Consider the following 17,593-nt stretch of genomic DNA (forward strand, 5'->3'; position numbering starts at 1 on the left):
AGGAATACCCTAGCCCTTGCTGATAATCTTCTATATAATATAATCAAACATTAAACAGAAGAGTCAGGATGAAGACTTTAACCGGAGCGGGGGATTTTATAACAGCCTCACGATCAGATAGATGGCCCAGCTGAACAATGTATCTGTGCGGACTCTGTGAGATTATGGTAAGCCAGAGTAATGAAAATAGCTGATAAAAATTCCTTTAATCCTCCTATAAGAACGCCTATAAGCAATTAAGAGAAGAAACCTAAAGGATAAGGCATGGCTGAAAGCCTTAAATAAAGTCTCGTTCAATAGATTTTATTCAAAATCAAGCAGAAAATGATACAATGGTGAAAATTCGCATTCGAGGAGGGATATAATGCGTCCGGTTGTTTGCATATTAGGTGTTGGAAAGCTATCTAAAGAACTGAACAATCAACTTAAGATTATGGATTTACCCGTTGATTATGCCTTTATTGAAGCGATTCATGATGGAAAAGTACATATGCCAGATAACCTTGAAATTTTCGATGTTTTTTTATCGAGTGGATTTATCGGTCAACAACTTTCAGCGCTCGTGGACAAACCGATTGTTATGATTAAACCAAGTATTCACGATACTCTTATGGCTTATAGCAAAGCTATAAAATCCCATAAAAAGGTCGTAGTAATCACATACGATAATGACTACTCCGAGCTGGCTTATATAAAAAATATATTAAAGCATGACATTGTGCAGGAAAATTATCATCAGTTGGAAGAGCGAAATGCTTTAATACATAAATATAAAGAGGCAGGATATCAATGTGTAGTTGGCAGCGGAGAGACATGCCGAATAGCGGAAGAGAATGGCATGAAATCCATCTTTATATACCCACAGGAAACGCTGCGCTATTATTTAACCGTTGCGTCGAACATGGCAGTATCCATTAAAAAAGAAGCAAGTAAAAATATCCAGCTTTCCAATGTAATCAACTATGCGCGGCAAGGCATTGTTTTGTCCAACAATAAAGGTGAGATTTTTCTTTGTAACTTAGCATTAGCCGCTTTTTTTGAAATAGATGCTTCTGAAATAATCGGACAAAACATTTTGGAACTGTTCGGAAATGAATTAAGCAGCATACTCGATATAAAAGAAACGGAAAAGAATTTGTTTATAAAGATTCATAATAACTCTTATATTGTAGATGCAATCCCCATTATGTACAAAGATCAACTGGAGAATTTGCTGTTGTTTATTGATGATGTGCGCATCATACAGAAATCGGAACTCGATATTAGAAAAAACATGCTTACTAAAGGCTTTGTTGCAAAACATACTTTTGGGAAGCTGCATTCAAGCAACCCGTCCTTTCAGCGCATCTTGAATACTGCGAAAAAATATGCACTCAGCGACGAGTCAATTGTTATCATGGGGGAAACCGGGACAGGAAAAGAAGTGCTGGCTCAATCCATGCACAATTTTAGCCGCAGATCTGAGAACGCATTTGTCGCAGTTAATTGCTCGGCGATTTCAAATAATCTGTTGGAAAGCGAATTGTTTGGATATGAGGATGGTGCTTTCACCGGAGCAAGACGTGGAGGAAAAGAAGGGCTTTTCGAAATGGCTCATAAGGGTACAATCTTTTTAGATGAAATTGGAGAGATTGATTTGGCTATGCAGACAAAATTGCTCAGAGTTGTTCAAGAAAAAGAGCTTATGCGTGTAGGTGGAAGGAAAGTCATCCCCTTTGATGCACGTATCATTGTCGCAACAAATCAAAACTTATTAGAGCTTGTAAAACAGAGGAGGTTTCGTGAAGATTTGTATTACAGGCTCAATGTGTTGGAGCTTCAGCTGCCGTCGCTACGCGATCGCACGGAGGATATTTTTACATTATTCCAGACATTTGTCGAAAAATTGTCTCCCAATTTAGCGAAGAAATTGATCTCTTGCTCCGACGAATTGACTTCTTTACTTTGTTCGTACCTTTGGCCCGGAAATGTACGGGAACTAGAAAACTTCACTAAAATGTTGGTTGTGATGGCGGAAGATGTTAGTTCTCCGGCAGAAATTTCGGATCTGATTACAGGTTGCATCGAGAAAAAGAGAATCGGCGTGGCAGATGCACCAAAAGCAGTCGGCACATATCAAGGGAATAGGGCAAAATCAAGTTTATATTACGATGAGGAAATAAAACACATTTATGATGCTCTTGAGAAAACGCAGGGACGGTATAATGAAGCCGCAAAGCTTTTAGGAATAAGCCGCGTGACATTGTGGAGAAAGCTGAAAAAACAAGCTGAAAAAAATGACAAGTAGTTAAAAAAATGCGCCTAATACGTTAAAAACGTTTCATGACATGAAACGTTTTTAACGTATTTATTTGAACTGCAGGGCAAAAACCAGCAGACTTCGCATGTTGGATAAACGCTTTAAAGCTTGAAAAATAACGGATGTGAGGTAATCCCAAATCCAACTGAAATGGTTTGGCACGAAGTATGCTTATAAAAAAGATGCAACGCGTTGTTTAAATCATTTCAGGAGGTAAAATAAATGAAAAAATTCAATGAATCAAAAAAGCACCTTGCTACACAATGGGGGGAATTTGCAGAACAGACAACATACAATGATCTTCCAAGAAAAGTGCAGGATTATGCAAAAACACTTATTTTGGATTTGTTGGGTTGTATTATTGGCGGACGGCATATCGAATCTAGTCAGATCGCCTCAAAAGTCGCTATGACTCTTGGGGGAAACCCGCAGAGTACTGTTATCGGTTACAACACTAAAGTTTCAGCGCCCTGGGCGGCATTTATCAATGGTGTGACCGGACATGCCTTTGATATGGATGACGATCATAGAGAAGGGACTCTTCATTCGTCTGTGGCTGTGTTTCCTGCTGTTTTGGCAATGGCAGAAACGTTGGGAGCAACGGGTAAGGATGTGATCACAGCATATGTTCTAGGTTCTGAGCTTATGATTCGCCTTGGAGAGTCATTCTTAGGGCAGACTTATTACCAAGGCTTTCATCCTACCGGAACCACTGGTGTGTTTGGTGCAACATTGGGTGCAGGAAAAATTTTGGGACTCAATGCTGCACAACTGGCAACAGCTCAGGGAATTGCAGGAAGTGAAGCCGCAGGTTTGCTGGAGTGGAAGGCTGACGGATCATGGACTAAGCGATTTCAGGCGGGTTATGCGGCAATGAATGGAATTTTGCCGGCGTTGCTGGCGAGAGATGGCTATACCGGTCCCTCTTCGATTTACGAGGGCAAAGATGGTTTTGTAAGGGCATATTCATATCAGGACAAATTTGATGTATTCAGAATCAACAATAGGCTCGGAGAAAAATGGGAGTTTGCAGACAATAGCATAAAACCTCATGCCTGCTGCCGTTTTGCTTGTCCGATTGTGGATTGTGCTATCGATATTTCAAAAAACAATGAGCTCAATCCAAGCGACATCGAAGATGTTATCGTGAAATGCAACAAATGGATGATTACCATTCTAACGGAACCAAGTGGGCGCAAATATCACCCTGAAACGGTTGTGGACGCACAATTCAGTCTGCCATATGCTGCAGCTGTGGGATTGGTTAAGAAACGCGCGTCTGTCCCGGAGTTCACGAATGCTTCTATCAAAGATCCGGAAATCCTGACCCTCATGCAAAAGGTCCGCTATGAGCTCGATCCTGAGGCTGAAAAGGTTTATCCGGAAAAGTACCCATCTACGGTTATCGTGACAATGAAGGACGGTAAGAAATACTCCTCATATATTGAGCATCCTAAAGGAGATCCTGAAAATCCTATAAACCGTGAAGAATTATTAGCTAAGTTTAGGCTACTATCATCTTTTAATATGCAAGCAAAGCGAGCAGAAAATATTATAGATCTGGTATCAAATCTGGAACAGATTAAAAACATTAATGAATTAACAGATTTGCTTCGGTAAATTGTTTTACTCAAACTTTTGATGAAGGAGGAAACAGCATGCTAAGAAAAAGCCAGTGGTTGATTTGGATTGTTTATCCCTTATTATGCATTGCGCCTTATTTTATTCCGGCATTAAACCAATTGGAGCCTTATCTTGGGCCTTTGCCATTTACCCAATGGTATGCCTTATTGCTAGTGGCAATTGCCTGCGTATTACTGTTTTTATGGTCTAAGAAACTTTGGGATCCTTATGATGGAATTGACAAGACCGAAGGCGAAGGAGGTCGGAAAATTTGAATACACAGCTCATATTAAGCCTTGCTGCAATCAGTATATATTCTGTTTTTTGTCTATATATCGGAATTGGAAAAGCATATGACAAAAAAACTGTGTCAACAGCACGAGGATACTTCCTGGGTGACGGCACAGGGTATTTTGTTCTTTATTTTACAACCATGGCTACTTGGTTTTCCACGTGGATATTCATGGGTGCGCCGGGGGCCTTTTTTAGTAATGGGATAGGTTACATTGCAGCGATGACATGGCAGATAATTATTCTAATGCTAATGGGGACTTATGCCCCGCGTATGTGGCGAATCGCTAAGGAAAATAATTATACAACACCGGCCGATATGCTGGAAGACTATTACGACAGTAAGGCCTTAAGACAAAGCGTTGGCCTTACCCAGCTTATATTCATACTGCCAAACCTCCTGGCGCAAGTGTCTGGTGTGGGACTGGCAATTACGGCTTTGACAAATGGTTTTATACCATTTTGGCTGTCCTGTGTTTATGCAGCCGGCCTTGTGGGCATCTATGTATATTATGGTGGATTTAAATCGCAAGCCTATGTAGACAGCGCGCAGGGGTTCATGTTTTTTACAATTTTATGGGGTAGTGTTGTCATACTTTTAACACGACCGCAGATAGGCGGTATAGGCAGCCTTTATCAATTAATGAAACAAGCCAATGAGAATCTACTATATTACTTTACAGACCAATCCTTATTTTGGAATTGGAAGAACTATGCGGGGTTTTTCCTAGCACAGGCCTTCGGCGGGTTTTGTGCGCCACACGTTTGGCAGAGGATGTACGCTGCCAAGGATGGGAAAACAGTTGTAAAACTAGCGGGTACCTTAGCTCCATTCTACTGTTTTGTACTAATTCTCCCCGCACTCATTATTGGGTTTTCAGGCAAGGTTCTTGGAGTAGAAGTTGCAAATGCAGACAGTATTTTGGTGACAACAATGGCGGAATTCGCACCCCTGTGGGGAATAATTGTTGTCATAGGCATATTAGCAGCAGGGATGAGTACGATCTCCTCGCTTTTAGTATCGGCCACTTCCATTATCTCAGTTGACTTCATCAAACAGGCAAGGCCTGATATGGACAGTAAACAGCTTCGCAACATAGGGCGTTTCTGCACCCTAGCATTGGTTTTGATTGCTGTAATTGCTTCTCAATTTAAAGTACCTGGGATCATCATATTGTTGAATATGGCAAATTCCGGATGGGCACAGGCGTTTTGGCCTCTATTCGGCATGTTTTCATGGAAACGTGCAACGCATCAAGGCGCTTTATGTGGGTTTATAGGAGGTATTTTAGTTATAAGCATATGCTATATATTTAGATTTTCGCCCTTTGGTTTTCACGGCGGATTCTGGGGATTCTTGATTAACGGTATCCTTTTATTCGTCATCAGCCTTGCTACGAAACCGATGTCGGATGAAGAGAGGCAGAAGAAAGCAGAGGCTTTAGATAAGTTCAGTAGCAGGACGGATGACATGGCATTTGTTTATAATGCACAAGCAGCAGGAGAGCACTAATTTTTTATAAATAAGCTGCTTCAACTACAATACAAAAGTAACTTTGAAATATTAGAGACACTTCTGCCGCAGGAGTTCTCGCGGCAGGAGGTCTAATTAAAAAATTTATGATCTTAGGGGCTTTGGAGGGTACAATGGAACGAAAGACAACATACTCACTTAAAGAAATACTTGAACAGCAAAACCATATTCTTGTACCTGGTATATATGATGCACTAACTGCAAAGCTCGCCGAAGAAGCTGGATTTTCGGCGGTATTTTTGACCGGATATGGTGTTTCTGCTGCTCGATTAGGGAAGCCGGATTTGGGATTAATCCATGGAAATGAAATAGCAAATGTAATGTTAAATATTTCAAACAGCTGTCGAATCCCGGTAATTGCAGATGCCGATACGGGATATGGTGGGCCTTTGAATGTTATACATACTTTGAAGCTTTATGAGCAAGCAGGTACTCAAGCGATTCAACTTGAAGATCAACAATGGCCAAAACGATGTGGCCATATTGAAGGCAAGAGAGTCATTTCAACTAGCGAAATGGTTGCGAAGATCAAAGCTGCTGCAGATGCACGAGAAAACAAAAACATGTTGATCATCGCACGGACTGATTCTATTGCGGTGGAGGGCTTTTCCTCTGCAATTCGGCGTTGTGAATCATACTTAAAAGCTGGAGCGGATTGCCTGTTTGTCGAATCACCGATCGATAGGGAACAGACTGCCGCTATTCCAAAGCTTTTGCCTGTGCATCATGTAATCAATATGGCGGAAACCGGAAAGGCACCTGCTTATACCTCACAGGAGGTTTTTGATATGGGCTATAACATAGCGCTTTATCCGATTACGGTACTTTTATCTGCTGTAAAGGCCGCGATTCGTGCTTTGGTCACAATGCGTGATACTGGAAGCTCTATAGGGATGGATATTATATCCTATTCCGAATTCAATCAACTTATCGGCATGACTAGATATAAGGATATCGATAAACAGTATATGAAAAAGGCTTTGGAATTGGAGGGTGATTGCAATGAGTCTTGTAGTTGAGATATTAAGCAGGGTGTGCGGCCAGCGTGTAGAGCCTGAGGAATATGTTGAAGTTGCTATAGATGTTGCACTTGGCCACGATGTAAGTTCTCAAATTGCAATTGATGTTATGACACAAATATCGGATTACATATGGGACCGGAATAAAATGATTATTTGCATGGATCATTTTGTGCCTGCGCCAAATGCACATACTGCAAATCAACAAAAATTCTACAGGGAATGGGCGAAGAAACAAGATGTTCAATTTTTTGATTGCGGACGTGGTGTTTGTCATCAAGTTGCATTTGAAGAAAAAATTGTACGTCCAGGTAATATCATAGTCGGGGCAGATTCACACACTTGTACAAATGGAGCTGTGGGGTGTTTGAGCATTAGTATTGGCTCCACTGAACTTGGTGTTGTCATGGCTACTGGGAAGTTGTGGTTAATGGTTCCCAAGACGATCATGATACGCCTCGAAGGAGAACTCCCTGCGAATGTTTTCAGTAAAGATCTTGCAATGCACATCCTTAGGGAGCTGTCTTCGCATAATCCAGACTATAAATCGGTGGAATTTACAGGCGCCGGTGTAAAAACATTAACTTTGTCCGATCGATTGACTATCTGCAATATGATAGCAGAAAGTGGGGCTAAGACGGCAATATTTGATGCTGATGAGACAGCTTGTGCATATTTCAATATAGAAAATTCGAGCATTATACATTCGGATGGGAGAGCTGAGTGCTACCTTACTGTAAATCTCAATGAGGTAGAGCCGCTCATTGCGGTGCCCTTTTCCCCTCTGAATATCCAGACGCTAAGATCGCAGTGCGGATTAAAGGTTCATCAAGCCTATTTAGGATCATGTACGAACGGCAGGCTGGAGGATTTGCGTGTGGCAGCCGATGTGCTGCGCGGCAAAACAATTCATGAAGATGTGCGTTTATTGGTGAATCCTGCGAGCAAGAAGGTGTTCGAACAAGCTATTTCAGAAGGCATCATCCAAGATTTGGTGAGTGCCGGGGCGCAAATTACAGGATGGTCCTGCGGAGCATGCTTTGGCGGTCACCTTGGTCTTTTAGGTGACGGGGAAAGATGCATATCGAGTACAAATCGCAATTTTCCTGGGCGAATGGGTGCAGTCGGAAGTGAAGTTTACCTTGCCAGCCCAGCAACAGTGGCCGCATCTGCGCTTATGGGCAGAATAGCAGATTTAAAGGAGGGAAAGGGATAAATGAGCGTGTGGAAATTTCCTGATTATGTGGACACTGATCAAATTTTACCCGGGACTTATTTATCGATCAATGACTCAAAAGAGTTGGCGAATCATATTTTTGAAAACATAAAACCTGAAATGGCTATGCAGGTTAAGCAAGGTGATATCATTGTTGCGGGAAAATACTTTGGATGCGGTAGCTCGAGAGAACACGCCGTTCTCGCTATAAAAGGCTCCGGTGTGGATTGTGTGATCGCAGAAAGCTTTTCACGCATCTTCTTTAGAAACGCCATTAATCTAGGCTTAGATATTATGTGCGTAGATGATGTATCGCATTTTTGTGAGGGTGATCATCTCGAATTTGATCGAATTGTAAGGAAAATTAAAAACATTACAAGCGGCTATGTTTGCCAATATAGATCGATACCAGAATTTCTTGAGCGTATTGTTCAATGTGGGGGATTAATTCCCTATGCACAAAAATATCTGGTTAAAGGCGGTGTATTAGAATGAAGAACGATTACTCTAAGGTTCCTTGCTGCATTATGCGAGGAGGAACAAGCAAAGGAGTGTTTTTTTATGAAGATGATATTCCCCCTGAAGGAAAGGCGAGAGATGCATTTCTATGTGCGGTAATGGGGAGCCCTGATGTTAGGCAAATTAACGGACTCGGTGGTGCTGATCCTCTTACAAGTAAAGTGGCAATTGTCAAAAAATCTGATCGGTTGGATGCAGATATTGATTATACTTTTGCACAGGTTTCCCTCACATCTGGCACGGTAGATTACAATGGAAATTGTGGTAATATCACTTCTGCTGTTGGTTTGTTTGCTGTTGAAGAAGGCATTGTCACTGTAAAAGGGCAAAGTGTGTTGGTACGTATTTTAAATAAAAATACAAATAAAATTTTGAAGGTAGATGTTCCTTGTGAGAACGGGAGACCGGCGCGATCGGGAAATTATGCAATTGATGGCGTGCCCGGAAAGGGGCCAAAGCTGAACCTGGATTTTTCGGAAACTGGAGGCGCAGTTTCGGGAAAGCTGTTACCAACGGGAAAACTTGTAGATCACTTGAATGTGAGCGGCTACGGGGTGTTGGATGCGACCATTGTTGATATTGCGAATCCGGTCGTATTTGTTCGGGCAGTGGATCTTGGGCTCAAAGGTGACGAAACACCGGAAGATATTGCATGTATGCCCGATTTGCTGTCTGTTTTGGAATGTATTCGGGGTGTGGCCGCACAGAAAATTGGGTTGGTTGATGACTGGAAGCGTGCACAGGATTGTAGCCCTGCGATTCCTCTTCTAGCAATTGTATCCCATGCAAAGGATGAAAAAGCTTCTCTAACCAGCAGATTAATTTTTATGCAAACTATGCATAAAACATATTCGGGGACAGCGGCGGTATGTACTGCTGTAGCTGCTAAAATCCCAGGAACAATTCCTTATACATACGCGAAACAAAGCACAGCTGACTTTTTGATTGCACATCCTGCAGGATATATGATGGTTGAAATCGAAGTAAGAATAGAGAAAGAAAACATCCTGATACAAAAGGCTGCCTTTGGACGTACTGCTAGACGATTGATAGAGGGTTATGTGTACACTTTATAACATGAAAAGCCGTTAAAGCATGCAGATATTGGTTTAAAAATTGATTAAAAGGCATTCAGCCGTAAGGAGCTTAATTATGAGAGGGAAATATGTTATTTATCCGCTTCACCTTGGCACAATAGTACGACCTAAAATCAATATGGCCTATATGAAAGACCCGGGCACGGAAGAAGAGTATCCTATAATAGCTTGGTACCTCACGGATGGGTTCCATAAAATCATGGTTGACACTGGAGGGATTCCGGCAGATGGTCTTCATTATTTGCCATATATGCAGACGCCTAAACAGACCATGGAAAGATCTTTGCGGCGTATAGGAGTTTTGCCTGAAGAAGTAACACATGTGATTTCAACACATTTGCACTGGGATCACATCGGCAGTAACCATCTATTCACAAATGCAGAGTTTTTTGTACAATTGGTGGAATTGCAATATGCTTTCGCACCTTTGCCAATTCATAAAGGTGGATATAATGCTGCGATGATTCGTGAAACAAATTATAATACTGTTCATGGAGATTGTGATTTGCTCCCCGGGATTTCTCTTTTATCGACACCTGGACATAGTCCTGGATCTCAAAGCGTGCTGATCGAAACAAAAGAAGAAGAATACATGATTACTGGAGATTGTATTGCATTGTATGAATGTTACGAGAGCGAACCCATGATACCGAATGGTGTACATACAGATTTGATAGAATACTATAATCAAATGGAACGTATTAAACGTATGAAAAAGAAGGTACTGCCTGGACACGATTTTAAGGTTTTCACTCAAGGTTGTTACCAATGAAAGGTGATGGCAAGGCGAAAGGATCATAGGAAACTGAGCCACGGAGAACCGTTGATATGTCTACCAATGGCTCAGTTGAACCGGTTATATTAGGAAAACAAATGTCCTGAATGCTACAAAAGGTTGGTTTTCGGTATCAATGCCGTTTTGAAGCATCGACCGTTTTGTGATCGGTTATCCAAAACCGTGTTGATTGTTTTTATTTACAACTCGTAATCTTCGTTCGTGTGACGGTAATCATTGTGCGTGTTTTCAGTCTTGATAAATGGACTGCTTGAATTTCTTGTGATCTCAAGGGTTAAATGAACAGCTAACGCTTCCCTTGACATCATAAGAAATTCAAGTTGCTTTATAAATAAGCAGTACTTCCATAGTAATATTTATGCTGCTTTTCTTCATTAGCCGGTATACGATATCAAGACTAAATTTTATAGTTTTATTTATCTCTGCGCAGATAGAATCTACTCACCACATTTCATGCTTATTATGGGTTTTTATGATAATATCAAGTATTCTTTTCTGCTTGCCTTCTCTTTTTGGAACTGGCCTGTCCAGCCAGTCATAGTAACCATTCCGGGGCACTTTAAGTATCTCGCACATTTTTTCCACAGAATGCCCGGAGGCATAGGTAGCACCTAAGTCATTTGTACAAAACTTAAGCAGTTATGTAAAGATTGATACTGTGCGGATTATCTTGGTCAATCTAATGAGCACATAACTAACCGGACACTATAATTTCTCTGCTAGAGCTTTAGCTGTTCGAGGCCGGTGGTTTTATGAGTTTGTTCAATCAATAACTATCTAACTATGGTGCCGGGGAAAGCTCCGAAAAATAGCCCGCAAAAGCTGGAGTTTTCCTAGCACTGAATAAATATTTAATGACATTAACAGTTATTTATCATAGTTTACCTGTAACTGGTAATAAATTTTGCATTTTAGCTTATAAGCCTGATTGTAGCCTTTTTCCAGAGCTCCTTTATAGGAGCTCTTCAATTTTGGGTGGTGGCAATGCTAGGATGGCAAAGTATATTTACCATCCTTATTATATTGCATGCCATGTTTGCTAAAGTTATATGTATACCCGATCTTTTTAGCTTTAGGTATCGGCTTCTCCGAAGCCCATGATTCCTTGCCATGGTGGCAAATCTTCTTTCAATTTTAAACCGTTTGTTAATGGTTTCTTCAAATTCTTTTGTTTCAACATGTTTTTGATCCTTTAACACAGCATCATATCTTACTGGAATTTTAAGTCTTCTTCCACCACCTTGGGGTTTTCCGTTTTTGTCCTTATACAGGCATTCTTCTTTTAATGGGCACTGTTTACAGGTTCTGTTATCAAATTTAAATACTTTAAATTCTGTGTTACTAGGCTTATCTTTAGCAATAATATAGTTTTCTGTAGTAACACCGTTGGGGCAAGTAGCAGTATTGAGATCTTCTGACAGCTTAAATTCTTTTATTCCATAAAACTTTACCTCTCTACTGGACTCTTCATAAAATGCAATGTTTGAAACAATCTTATTATCTTTTGGGTATGCTCTGTTTTCAATAGTTCCATATACTTTGTAGGCTGATATTTCTTCAGGTTCCAATTTTAAATTCTTCTACGTCCGAAAGGTTATATAGGTATTCTAATAGCAAGATTTTTAGCATCATTAGCGGAGCCTTATCATAAACAAAGGAAAAATCTATTATTGAGTCTATTTTAACCAATAGGTGGTCCTTGGGTATTAATCTTTCAAATATTATATTATTAAAAATATCAATTTGACCGCTATTTTTCCCTAACATGTGCCCTAAACCTCCCTATTTTCAATGCTTTTACTACTATTATCATATCATATTTTGGACTAGTATTGAAGAATTTTTAGGAAGGTTTAGGAAAGTGCATGTGAGTATATATGAATTATGATGTATATTTACTCGCACATTCTACTTTTTCGGAGCTTTCCCAGGCACGTTTGTTCGGCACGTTTGTCTCCATCCAATCCCTATCATAGTCAATCATGCCTTCCTCTCTCATTTTTTGCAATTCCCGGGAGAGGGAGGTCCTTTGTATTCCGAATCTTTCTGCCAGTTCTTTTTTTGTTATGGTGAGTTTTATTCTATTGCTTCCCTGGACATGACATTCAAAGGCAAGAAAGTCCAATATCAGCTGTCTTATGCTTTTGCCTGATATGAGTTTTATTTTGTCCGTGAGAAAAACAGATCGGTCTGATAAGTACTGAAGCAGCATAAGCAAGAAGTTCTTATTTTTCATGGATAATTCCAGTATTATTTCTTTTTTCATATGAAGGATTGTAGAATCTGATTTTGCAATTATGGTCATGGGATAATGGTCTTTTTGAGAAAACAGGAGGTTTAGCCCTATAATATCCCCTTTTGAGAATTCAGATACTGTTAGGACATTTCCATCATCATTAATACTTTGGACCACCACTGAGCCGGATAGCATCAAGTCCGAAGTGCTGCACTTTTCATTCTGAAAGTATAAAACAGAGCCTTTCTTGTATTTACCGATCCTATAGCTATTTCCACTAATAATGTGTTTTATTTCTTCATCTGACAGATTTCTGAATAAAGGATTTGCTCTAAGCAGATTGGTACACTCTTTTATACTCATAATATCTCCTATTTATGATGATTAGTTACCTTGGTAACTGTTTTTATTTTGTTTTTATTATAACATTAACAGAGTTATATAGGATAATAAATATTACTAAAATAGGAGGTTGTCAGATGAAATTTCCAAAGCTAGATGTTTTTACTTTATCGTTATGGGCTATTACAGTAGTTTTATTCTTATTTTTTCTTTTTAAGGACAAAAAGAAGACTTTGAACTCCACGAAGCTGGCAAAGGGCATGATGGGCGGACTATTGGGAGATCTCATGGGAATACTTTTTCTCATAGGCTTGATCCTAACCTTTGTACCACCGGAGACTATAAAAACATTTTTGGGCAAATCCAATGTATTTCTTGCCACAGTCATATCCGCTCTTGCAGGCAGCGTCACTTTAATACCGGCATTCATTGCCTTTCCATTAGTGGGCTCATTGGTCAAAGTTGGCGCCAGCATAGTACCTGCCGTAGCATTCTTGACAACCCTTACCATGGTAGGCTTTGTGACCTTTCCATTGGAAAAGAAGGAACTGGGTCTCAAATTTGCATTATGGAGGAACTCACTGAGCTTTGTATTCGCATTAATTATTGCATTTATTATGGGGGTTATAGCATGAAGATATTTGAAAAAGTTAAAAAGAATAAGCTTTTATCCGCAGTGATTTTGGCTTACGGGATATTGTTTGCAACAGTGCCTGACAAAGCTCTTGCAGCTGTAAACAACAGTATGTATTATGTTTTCGAAATGCTTATGATAATGCCTGTAATATTTATTCTTACTTCTCTTGCAGAAGCCTGGGTGCCTAAAGAGGTAATAATCAACAGCTTTGGAGAAAAATCTGGCTTTAAGGGCAATATATTTGCATTTTTATTGGGCAGCTTTTCAGCGGGGCCTATTTATGCGGCTTTTCCCGTGTGCAGGATGCTGCTGAAAAAAGGTGCAGGCATAGCCAATATAGTGATTGTGCTCAGTACCTGGGCGGTAATTAAAGTGCCTATGCTTGCCAATGAGGCAAAATTCTTGGGGCCCAAATTTATGGCTATTAGATGGGTATTGACCACTATATCCATATTTATAATGGCATATTTTATAGCTAAGGCCGTTAAGAAAGAAGATATGCCTCAGGAACTGGAAGCTGATAGCCAGGCAGTAAGCGTAAATCAAGATTATTGCATAGGCTGCGGTGTATGTGTGAATATATGTCCCAAGATATTTTACATGGATAATAAAAAAGCTTTGGCAAGAAATGAAGCTACTGCGGGGCCTATTGCTGCTAAAGTAAGCAAAGCGGCTGAAGCATGCCCGGCAAAGGCTATAAATTATACATTATAAAAAGTAGAGTAAGCGCAAAGCTGGTATTGCCTCGGTTAAGATAAATGCTCGGTGGGCTTTATTGAAAAGATTTTAGTCATTGAATAAACAAAAGAAGCAAAAGGAATCGTACCTTTTGCTTCTTTTGTTTTGTGCGGAATGATGCCGGCTATTTTTCGTTGAATCGCCTATATTCATTATTTGTACGAATATAGAAATTTATTCAATGCTTAAGAAGCATAAATATGCTGATAACATATATTCTTATGCATGTAATGCAATTGACACATGACATATTTGGATAAAAAGGATATAATTATGACATATATCGTGCTTATAGGATAAATATTGCAAGAGGAGTGGTTAATAATAATGAAGAAACTATTTAAGCTGATCATTTTAGCAGCAGTCATAGCAATGGCGATCCCTTTAAATAGCGGATACGCCAAGGCAGAGCCTCTTGATGAAAAGGGTTTCAGCGGTATTTGGGTAGCCACTGTGCTGAATATTGACTATCCGTCTAAGCCTTCAGCGGATGCAGAGGTCCTGAAGCAAGAAGCGGTAAAAATACTGGATGATGCGAAAAGGTTGGGAATGAATGCAGTTTTTTTGCAGGTTCGCCCTTCCGGAGACGCTCTTTATAAGTCCCGGTTCTATCCCTGGTCCAAGTATCTGACAGGCCGGCAAGGTTTAGCGCCCGGCGGGGGCTTCGACCCTCTCGAATTTTGGGTTGCAGAGGCCCATAAAAGGGGAATAGAGCTTCATGCATGGATCAATCCCTATAGAGTCACAAAGAAGACCATATCTGAGCCAAAGCATGATATCAATTCTTTAGATCCTGCCAATCCCGCTGTAAGGAATCCTGATTGGGTAGTAAAGCACGGAGACGGAAATCTTTATCTCAATCCGGGGATACCTGTGGTGAGAAAATATATAACTGACAGTGTGATGGAAATTGTACAAAATTATGAGGTGGACGGCATACATATGGATGATTATTTTTATCCGGGGAAAAGCTTTGATGACAAGGATGCCTATTCCAGGTATGGAAAAAGCTTTAAGGATATAAATGACTGGCGCAGAGAAAATATCAACTTGCTTGTAAGCGAAATATCTGAAACCCTAAAAATGCACTCGCCGGCTGTCCGATTTGGCATCAGCCCCTTCGGCATATGGGCCAACAAGAGCTCCAACTCTCTGGGAAGCGACACAAGGGGAGCTCAAACCTATTATGAGCATTTTGCAGATACAAGAAAATGGGTGAAAGAGAAGACCATAGACTATATCATCCCCCAGCTGTATTGGAATATCGGCTATTCCATCGCAGATTATGAGAAGCTGGCAGCCTGGTGGATAGATGTTGCTAAAGGAACGGGTGTTGATTTATATATAGGACAAGCTGCTTACCGTGCGCTGAATAGTGATCCTGCAAGCCCATGGTATGGCGTGGGAGAGATAGAAAAGCAGCTTGATATGAATTCTCAAAACCCGGAGATAAAGGGCAGCGTATTTTACAACTATAGCTCCATAGCTAAAAATCCCCCGCTTTTTTCCCTTCTGCAGGCTTATTATGGGAAAAGGGATGAGATTCAGGCAGGGATTCCTGTCAGTATTGCCGTGCCCGGGGATGATATAAAAACAAGATATGATCAATATTATATATGCGGTTCATCCGATCCGGAAAAACCCTTGCTGTTGAATGGAGAGCCTGTAGAGAACAGATCCTCCCAGGGATTTTTTGGTATCTTAGTCAAGCTTAAAGAAGGAGCCAATACCTTTGCCTTTTCTCAGGAAGGGTCAAGCTCCGCTGTTTCTATTTTTAAAGAAGCAGCTTCAAAGCCACCGGAGAAAATGAAAAAGGCAGAAATACTTTCTTCTTCTGTTTTTCCCCGAAGCCAGGAGCTTAGAATGCCGGGAGAGAAAATAATCCTGTCCTGCCAGGCTCCCATAGGATCAAAGGTTACGGTTGCAATAGGCGGGAAAAGCTATGCAATGGATCCCTCCTCAACGACAAAGGCTATAGATGGAGGCATATATTCTGCTGCCTTTACCTATGCGTATACCATTCCTTCATATACAGGTAATCCAAGAAATGTCGACCTTGGAGCACCGGTTTATAAGATGAGCTATAAAGGGATGACGAATTCAGTAAAGGCTCCTGCAAAGATAGGTGTTGTGATGAAAAACTCTCCCTACTATGCCGAGGTTATTGCGAACGGAATATTTACCTATCCGGCACCTGATGGTAACAACGGCGGGATCCATGAGCTGCAAAAGGGCATGACCGATTATGCTACAGGCATGACGGGAGATTATGTCCGCCTGGCCATGGGACAGTGGGTGGATAAGAAAAGTGTCAGGACTTATACAGGCCAGAGCCGGATGAGAGCCAAAGTCAGCAAAGTCACATACACCGCCGGGGAGAGCTGGGATAAGCTTACCCTTGGCATTTCAACACCTTCTCTGGCTGTGGCAAGCTATGAAAATGGCGAGTTGAGGCTTGCGATAGCGGGATTGGCTGAAGGGGTCTTGCCAAAGCTGCCGGAGGGAGCTTTGCTGTCATGCGTTGAAACAAAAGTCAAAGAAGGAGATGGAGAGTATATATTAAAGCTGAAGAAGGATCAAAATATAGCAGGCTACTATATAGAGAAAACGGACAAGGATATAATCCTTAATATAAAAAGACCTGTAAGCGGGAAATCCGGACCTTATCCTTTAAGCGGTATCAGGATAATGCTTGACCCGGGGCATGGGGGGGACAGCTTAGGTGCAGTCGGCCCCTTGGGGAAGGAATATTCTGAGAAAGTGATCAATCTTAAAACCGCCATGAAGCTCAAGTATGAGCTTGAGAGCTTGGGAGCTCAGGTTTTAATGACGAGGACAGAGGATAAAGCGGTATCCCTGGAGGAGCGACTGGCTGCATCAAAGACTGCAAAGCCCGACCTTTTCATTTCAATACATTCTAACAGCATGGCGGATAATATTGATATTTCAAAGGTGAATGGATTTTCCGTATTTTATAGGGATGCGCATGCTTATCCCATTGCTGAGGAGATCCATTACGATACTATAAAAAGCTTGAACAGAAATGACAAGGGCATCCATAAGAAAAGCTTCTATGTGTTCAGGGGCACCTGGACTCCTTCCATATTGCTGGAAAGCGGATTCGTTCCCAATCCCGCCGAATTCGAGTGGCTCATCGACGATGATGAGCAGAGTATCCTTGCGAAGAGCCTGGCTCAGACTATATTGAAATATTATACAGAATAAAATAATGCTAGATAGGAGAAT

General features: G+C 40.9%; 15 protein-coding genes. 12 read left to right on the plus strand and 3 right to left on the minus strand.

Annotated features, from left to right (window positions below):
- The first annotated feature begins 364 nt into the window (after window positions 1-364).
- The 9 genes from AC4HCY_RS02895 (at window position 365) to AC4HCY_RS02935 (ending at window position 10,370) form a co-directional block, all read left to right on the plus strand.
- Entirely contained in the window at window positions 365-2,287 is a 1,923-nt protein-coding gene (locus AC4HCY_RS02895) for a sigma 54-interacting transcriptional regulator (protein ID WP_323431807.1), read from the plus strand.
- A gap of 234 nt (window positions 2,288-2,521) precedes the next feature.
- The gene (locus tag AC4HCY_RS02900) at window positions 2,522-3,919 is read left to right on the plus strand and encodes an MmgE/PrpD family protein (protein ID WP_323431806.1); all 1,398 of its coding nucleotides are present in this window, start codon (window positions 2,522-2,524) and stop codon (window positions 3,917-3,919) included.
- 38 nt (window positions 3,920-3,957) lie between these two features.
- Window positions 3,958-4,197 (plus strand): hypothetical protein, encoded by a 240-nt coding sequence (locus tag AC4HCY_RS02905; RefSeq protein ID WP_323431805.1) that lies wholly within the window; start codon window positions 3,958-3,960, stop codon window positions 4,195-4,197.
- Window positions 4,194-5,726, plus strand: coding sequence for a sodium:solute symporter family protein (locus tag AC4HCY_RS02910; protein ID WP_491095351.1), 1,533 nt, complete (start codon window positions 4,194-4,196; stop codon window positions 5,724-5,726). The genes AC4HCY_RS02905 and AC4HCY_RS02910 overlap by 4 nt, the downstream gene beginning before the upstream one ends.
- 134 nt (window positions 5,727-5,860) lie before the next feature.
- Entirely contained in the window at window positions 5,861-6,766 is a 906-nt protein-coding gene (locus AC4HCY_RS02915; protein WP_323432418.1) for an isocitrate lyase/PEP mutase family protein, read from the plus strand.
- On the plus strand, window positions 6,750-7,982 hold the full coding sequence (locus tag AC4HCY_RS02920; RefSeq protein ID WP_323432417.1) for a 3-isopropylmalate dehydratase large subunit: 1,233 nt from the start codon (window positions 6,750-6,752) through the stop codon (window positions 7,980-7,982). The genes AC4HCY_RS02915 and AC4HCY_RS02920 overlap by 17 nt, the downstream gene beginning before the upstream one ends.
- A complete protein-coding gene (locus AC4HCY_RS02925; RefSeq protein WP_323432416.1) occupies window positions 7,983-8,477 on the plus strand; it encodes a LeuD/DmdB family oxidoreductase small subunit in 495 nt (164 codons plus the stop codon). It begins immediately after the preceding gene.
- Window positions 8,474-9,577 (plus strand): PrpF domain-containing protein, encoded by a 1,104-nt coding sequence (locus AC4HCY_RS02930; RefSeq protein WP_323432415.1) that lies wholly within the window; start codon window positions 8,474-8,476, stop codon window positions 9,575-9,577. The genes AC4HCY_RS02925 and AC4HCY_RS02930 overlap by 4 nt, the downstream gene beginning before the upstream one ends.
- A gap of 76 nt (window positions 9,578-9,653) precedes the next feature.
- Window positions 9,654-10,370 carry an N-acyl homoserine lactonase family protein gene (locus tag AC4HCY_RS02935; RefSeq protein ID WP_323432414.1) on the plus strand — a complete coding sequence of 239 codons (717 nt, stop codon included), beginning with the start codon at window positions 9,654-9,656 and terminating at the stop codon, window positions 10,368-10,370.
- Between the two features lie 989 nt (window positions 10,371-11,359).
- Here AC4HCY_RS02935 and AC4HCY_RS02940 read toward each other — a convergent pair.
- The 3 genes from AC4HCY_RS02940 to AC4HCY_RS02950 form a co-directional block, all read right to left on the minus strand.
- Window positions 11,360-11,962 (minus strand): transposase, encoded by a 603-nt coding sequence (locus AC4HCY_RS02940; RefSeq protein WP_323432413.1) that lies wholly within the window; start codon window positions 11,960-11,962, stop codon window positions 11,360-11,362.
- Window positions 11,952-12,161: a hypothetical protein gene (locus AC4HCY_RS02945; protein WP_323432412.1), complete on the minus strand. Its 210-nt coding sequence runs from the start codon at window positions 12,159-12,161 to the stop codon at window positions 11,952-11,954. The genes AC4HCY_RS02940 and AC4HCY_RS02945 overlap by 11 nt, the downstream gene beginning before the upstream one ends.
- A gap of 115 nt (window positions 12,162-12,276) precedes the next feature.
- Window positions 12,277-12,993, minus strand: coding sequence for a Crp/Fnr family transcriptional regulator (locus AC4HCY_RS02950; RefSeq protein ID WP_323432411.1), 717 nt, complete (start codon window positions 12,991-12,993; stop codon window positions 12,277-12,279).
- A gap of 116 nt (window positions 12,994-13,109) precedes the next feature.
- On the opposite strand from AC4HCY_RS02950, the gene AC4HCY_RS02955 reads away from it, so the two are divergent.
- The 3 genes from AC4HCY_RS02955 (at window position 13,110) to AC4HCY_RS02965 (ending at window position 17,572) form a co-directional block, all read left to right on the plus strand.
- Entirely contained in the window at window positions 13,110-13,607 is a 498-nt protein-coding gene (locus AC4HCY_RS02955) for a permease (RefSeq protein ID WP_323432410.1), read from the plus strand.
- Window positions 13,604-14,323 carry a permease gene (locus AC4HCY_RS02960; protein WP_323432409.1) on the plus strand — a complete coding sequence of 240 codons (720 nt, stop codon included), beginning with the start codon at window positions 13,604-13,606 and terminating at the stop codon, window positions 14,321-14,323. Before AC4HCY_RS02955 ends, AC4HCY_RS02960 begins: the two co-directional genes overlap by 4 nt.
- 351 nt (window positions 14,324-14,674) lie before the next feature.
- Window positions 14,675-17,572 carry a family 10 glycosylhydrolase gene (locus AC4HCY_RS02965; RefSeq protein WP_323432408.1) on the plus strand — a complete coding sequence of 966 codons (2,898 nt, stop codon included), beginning with the start codon at window positions 14,675-14,677 and terminating at the stop codon, window positions 17,570-17,572.
- Window positions 17,573-17,593 lie beyond the last annotated feature (21 nt).

The sequence above is a fragment of the Lutispora sp. QWL-02 genome, assembly GCF_058315355.1.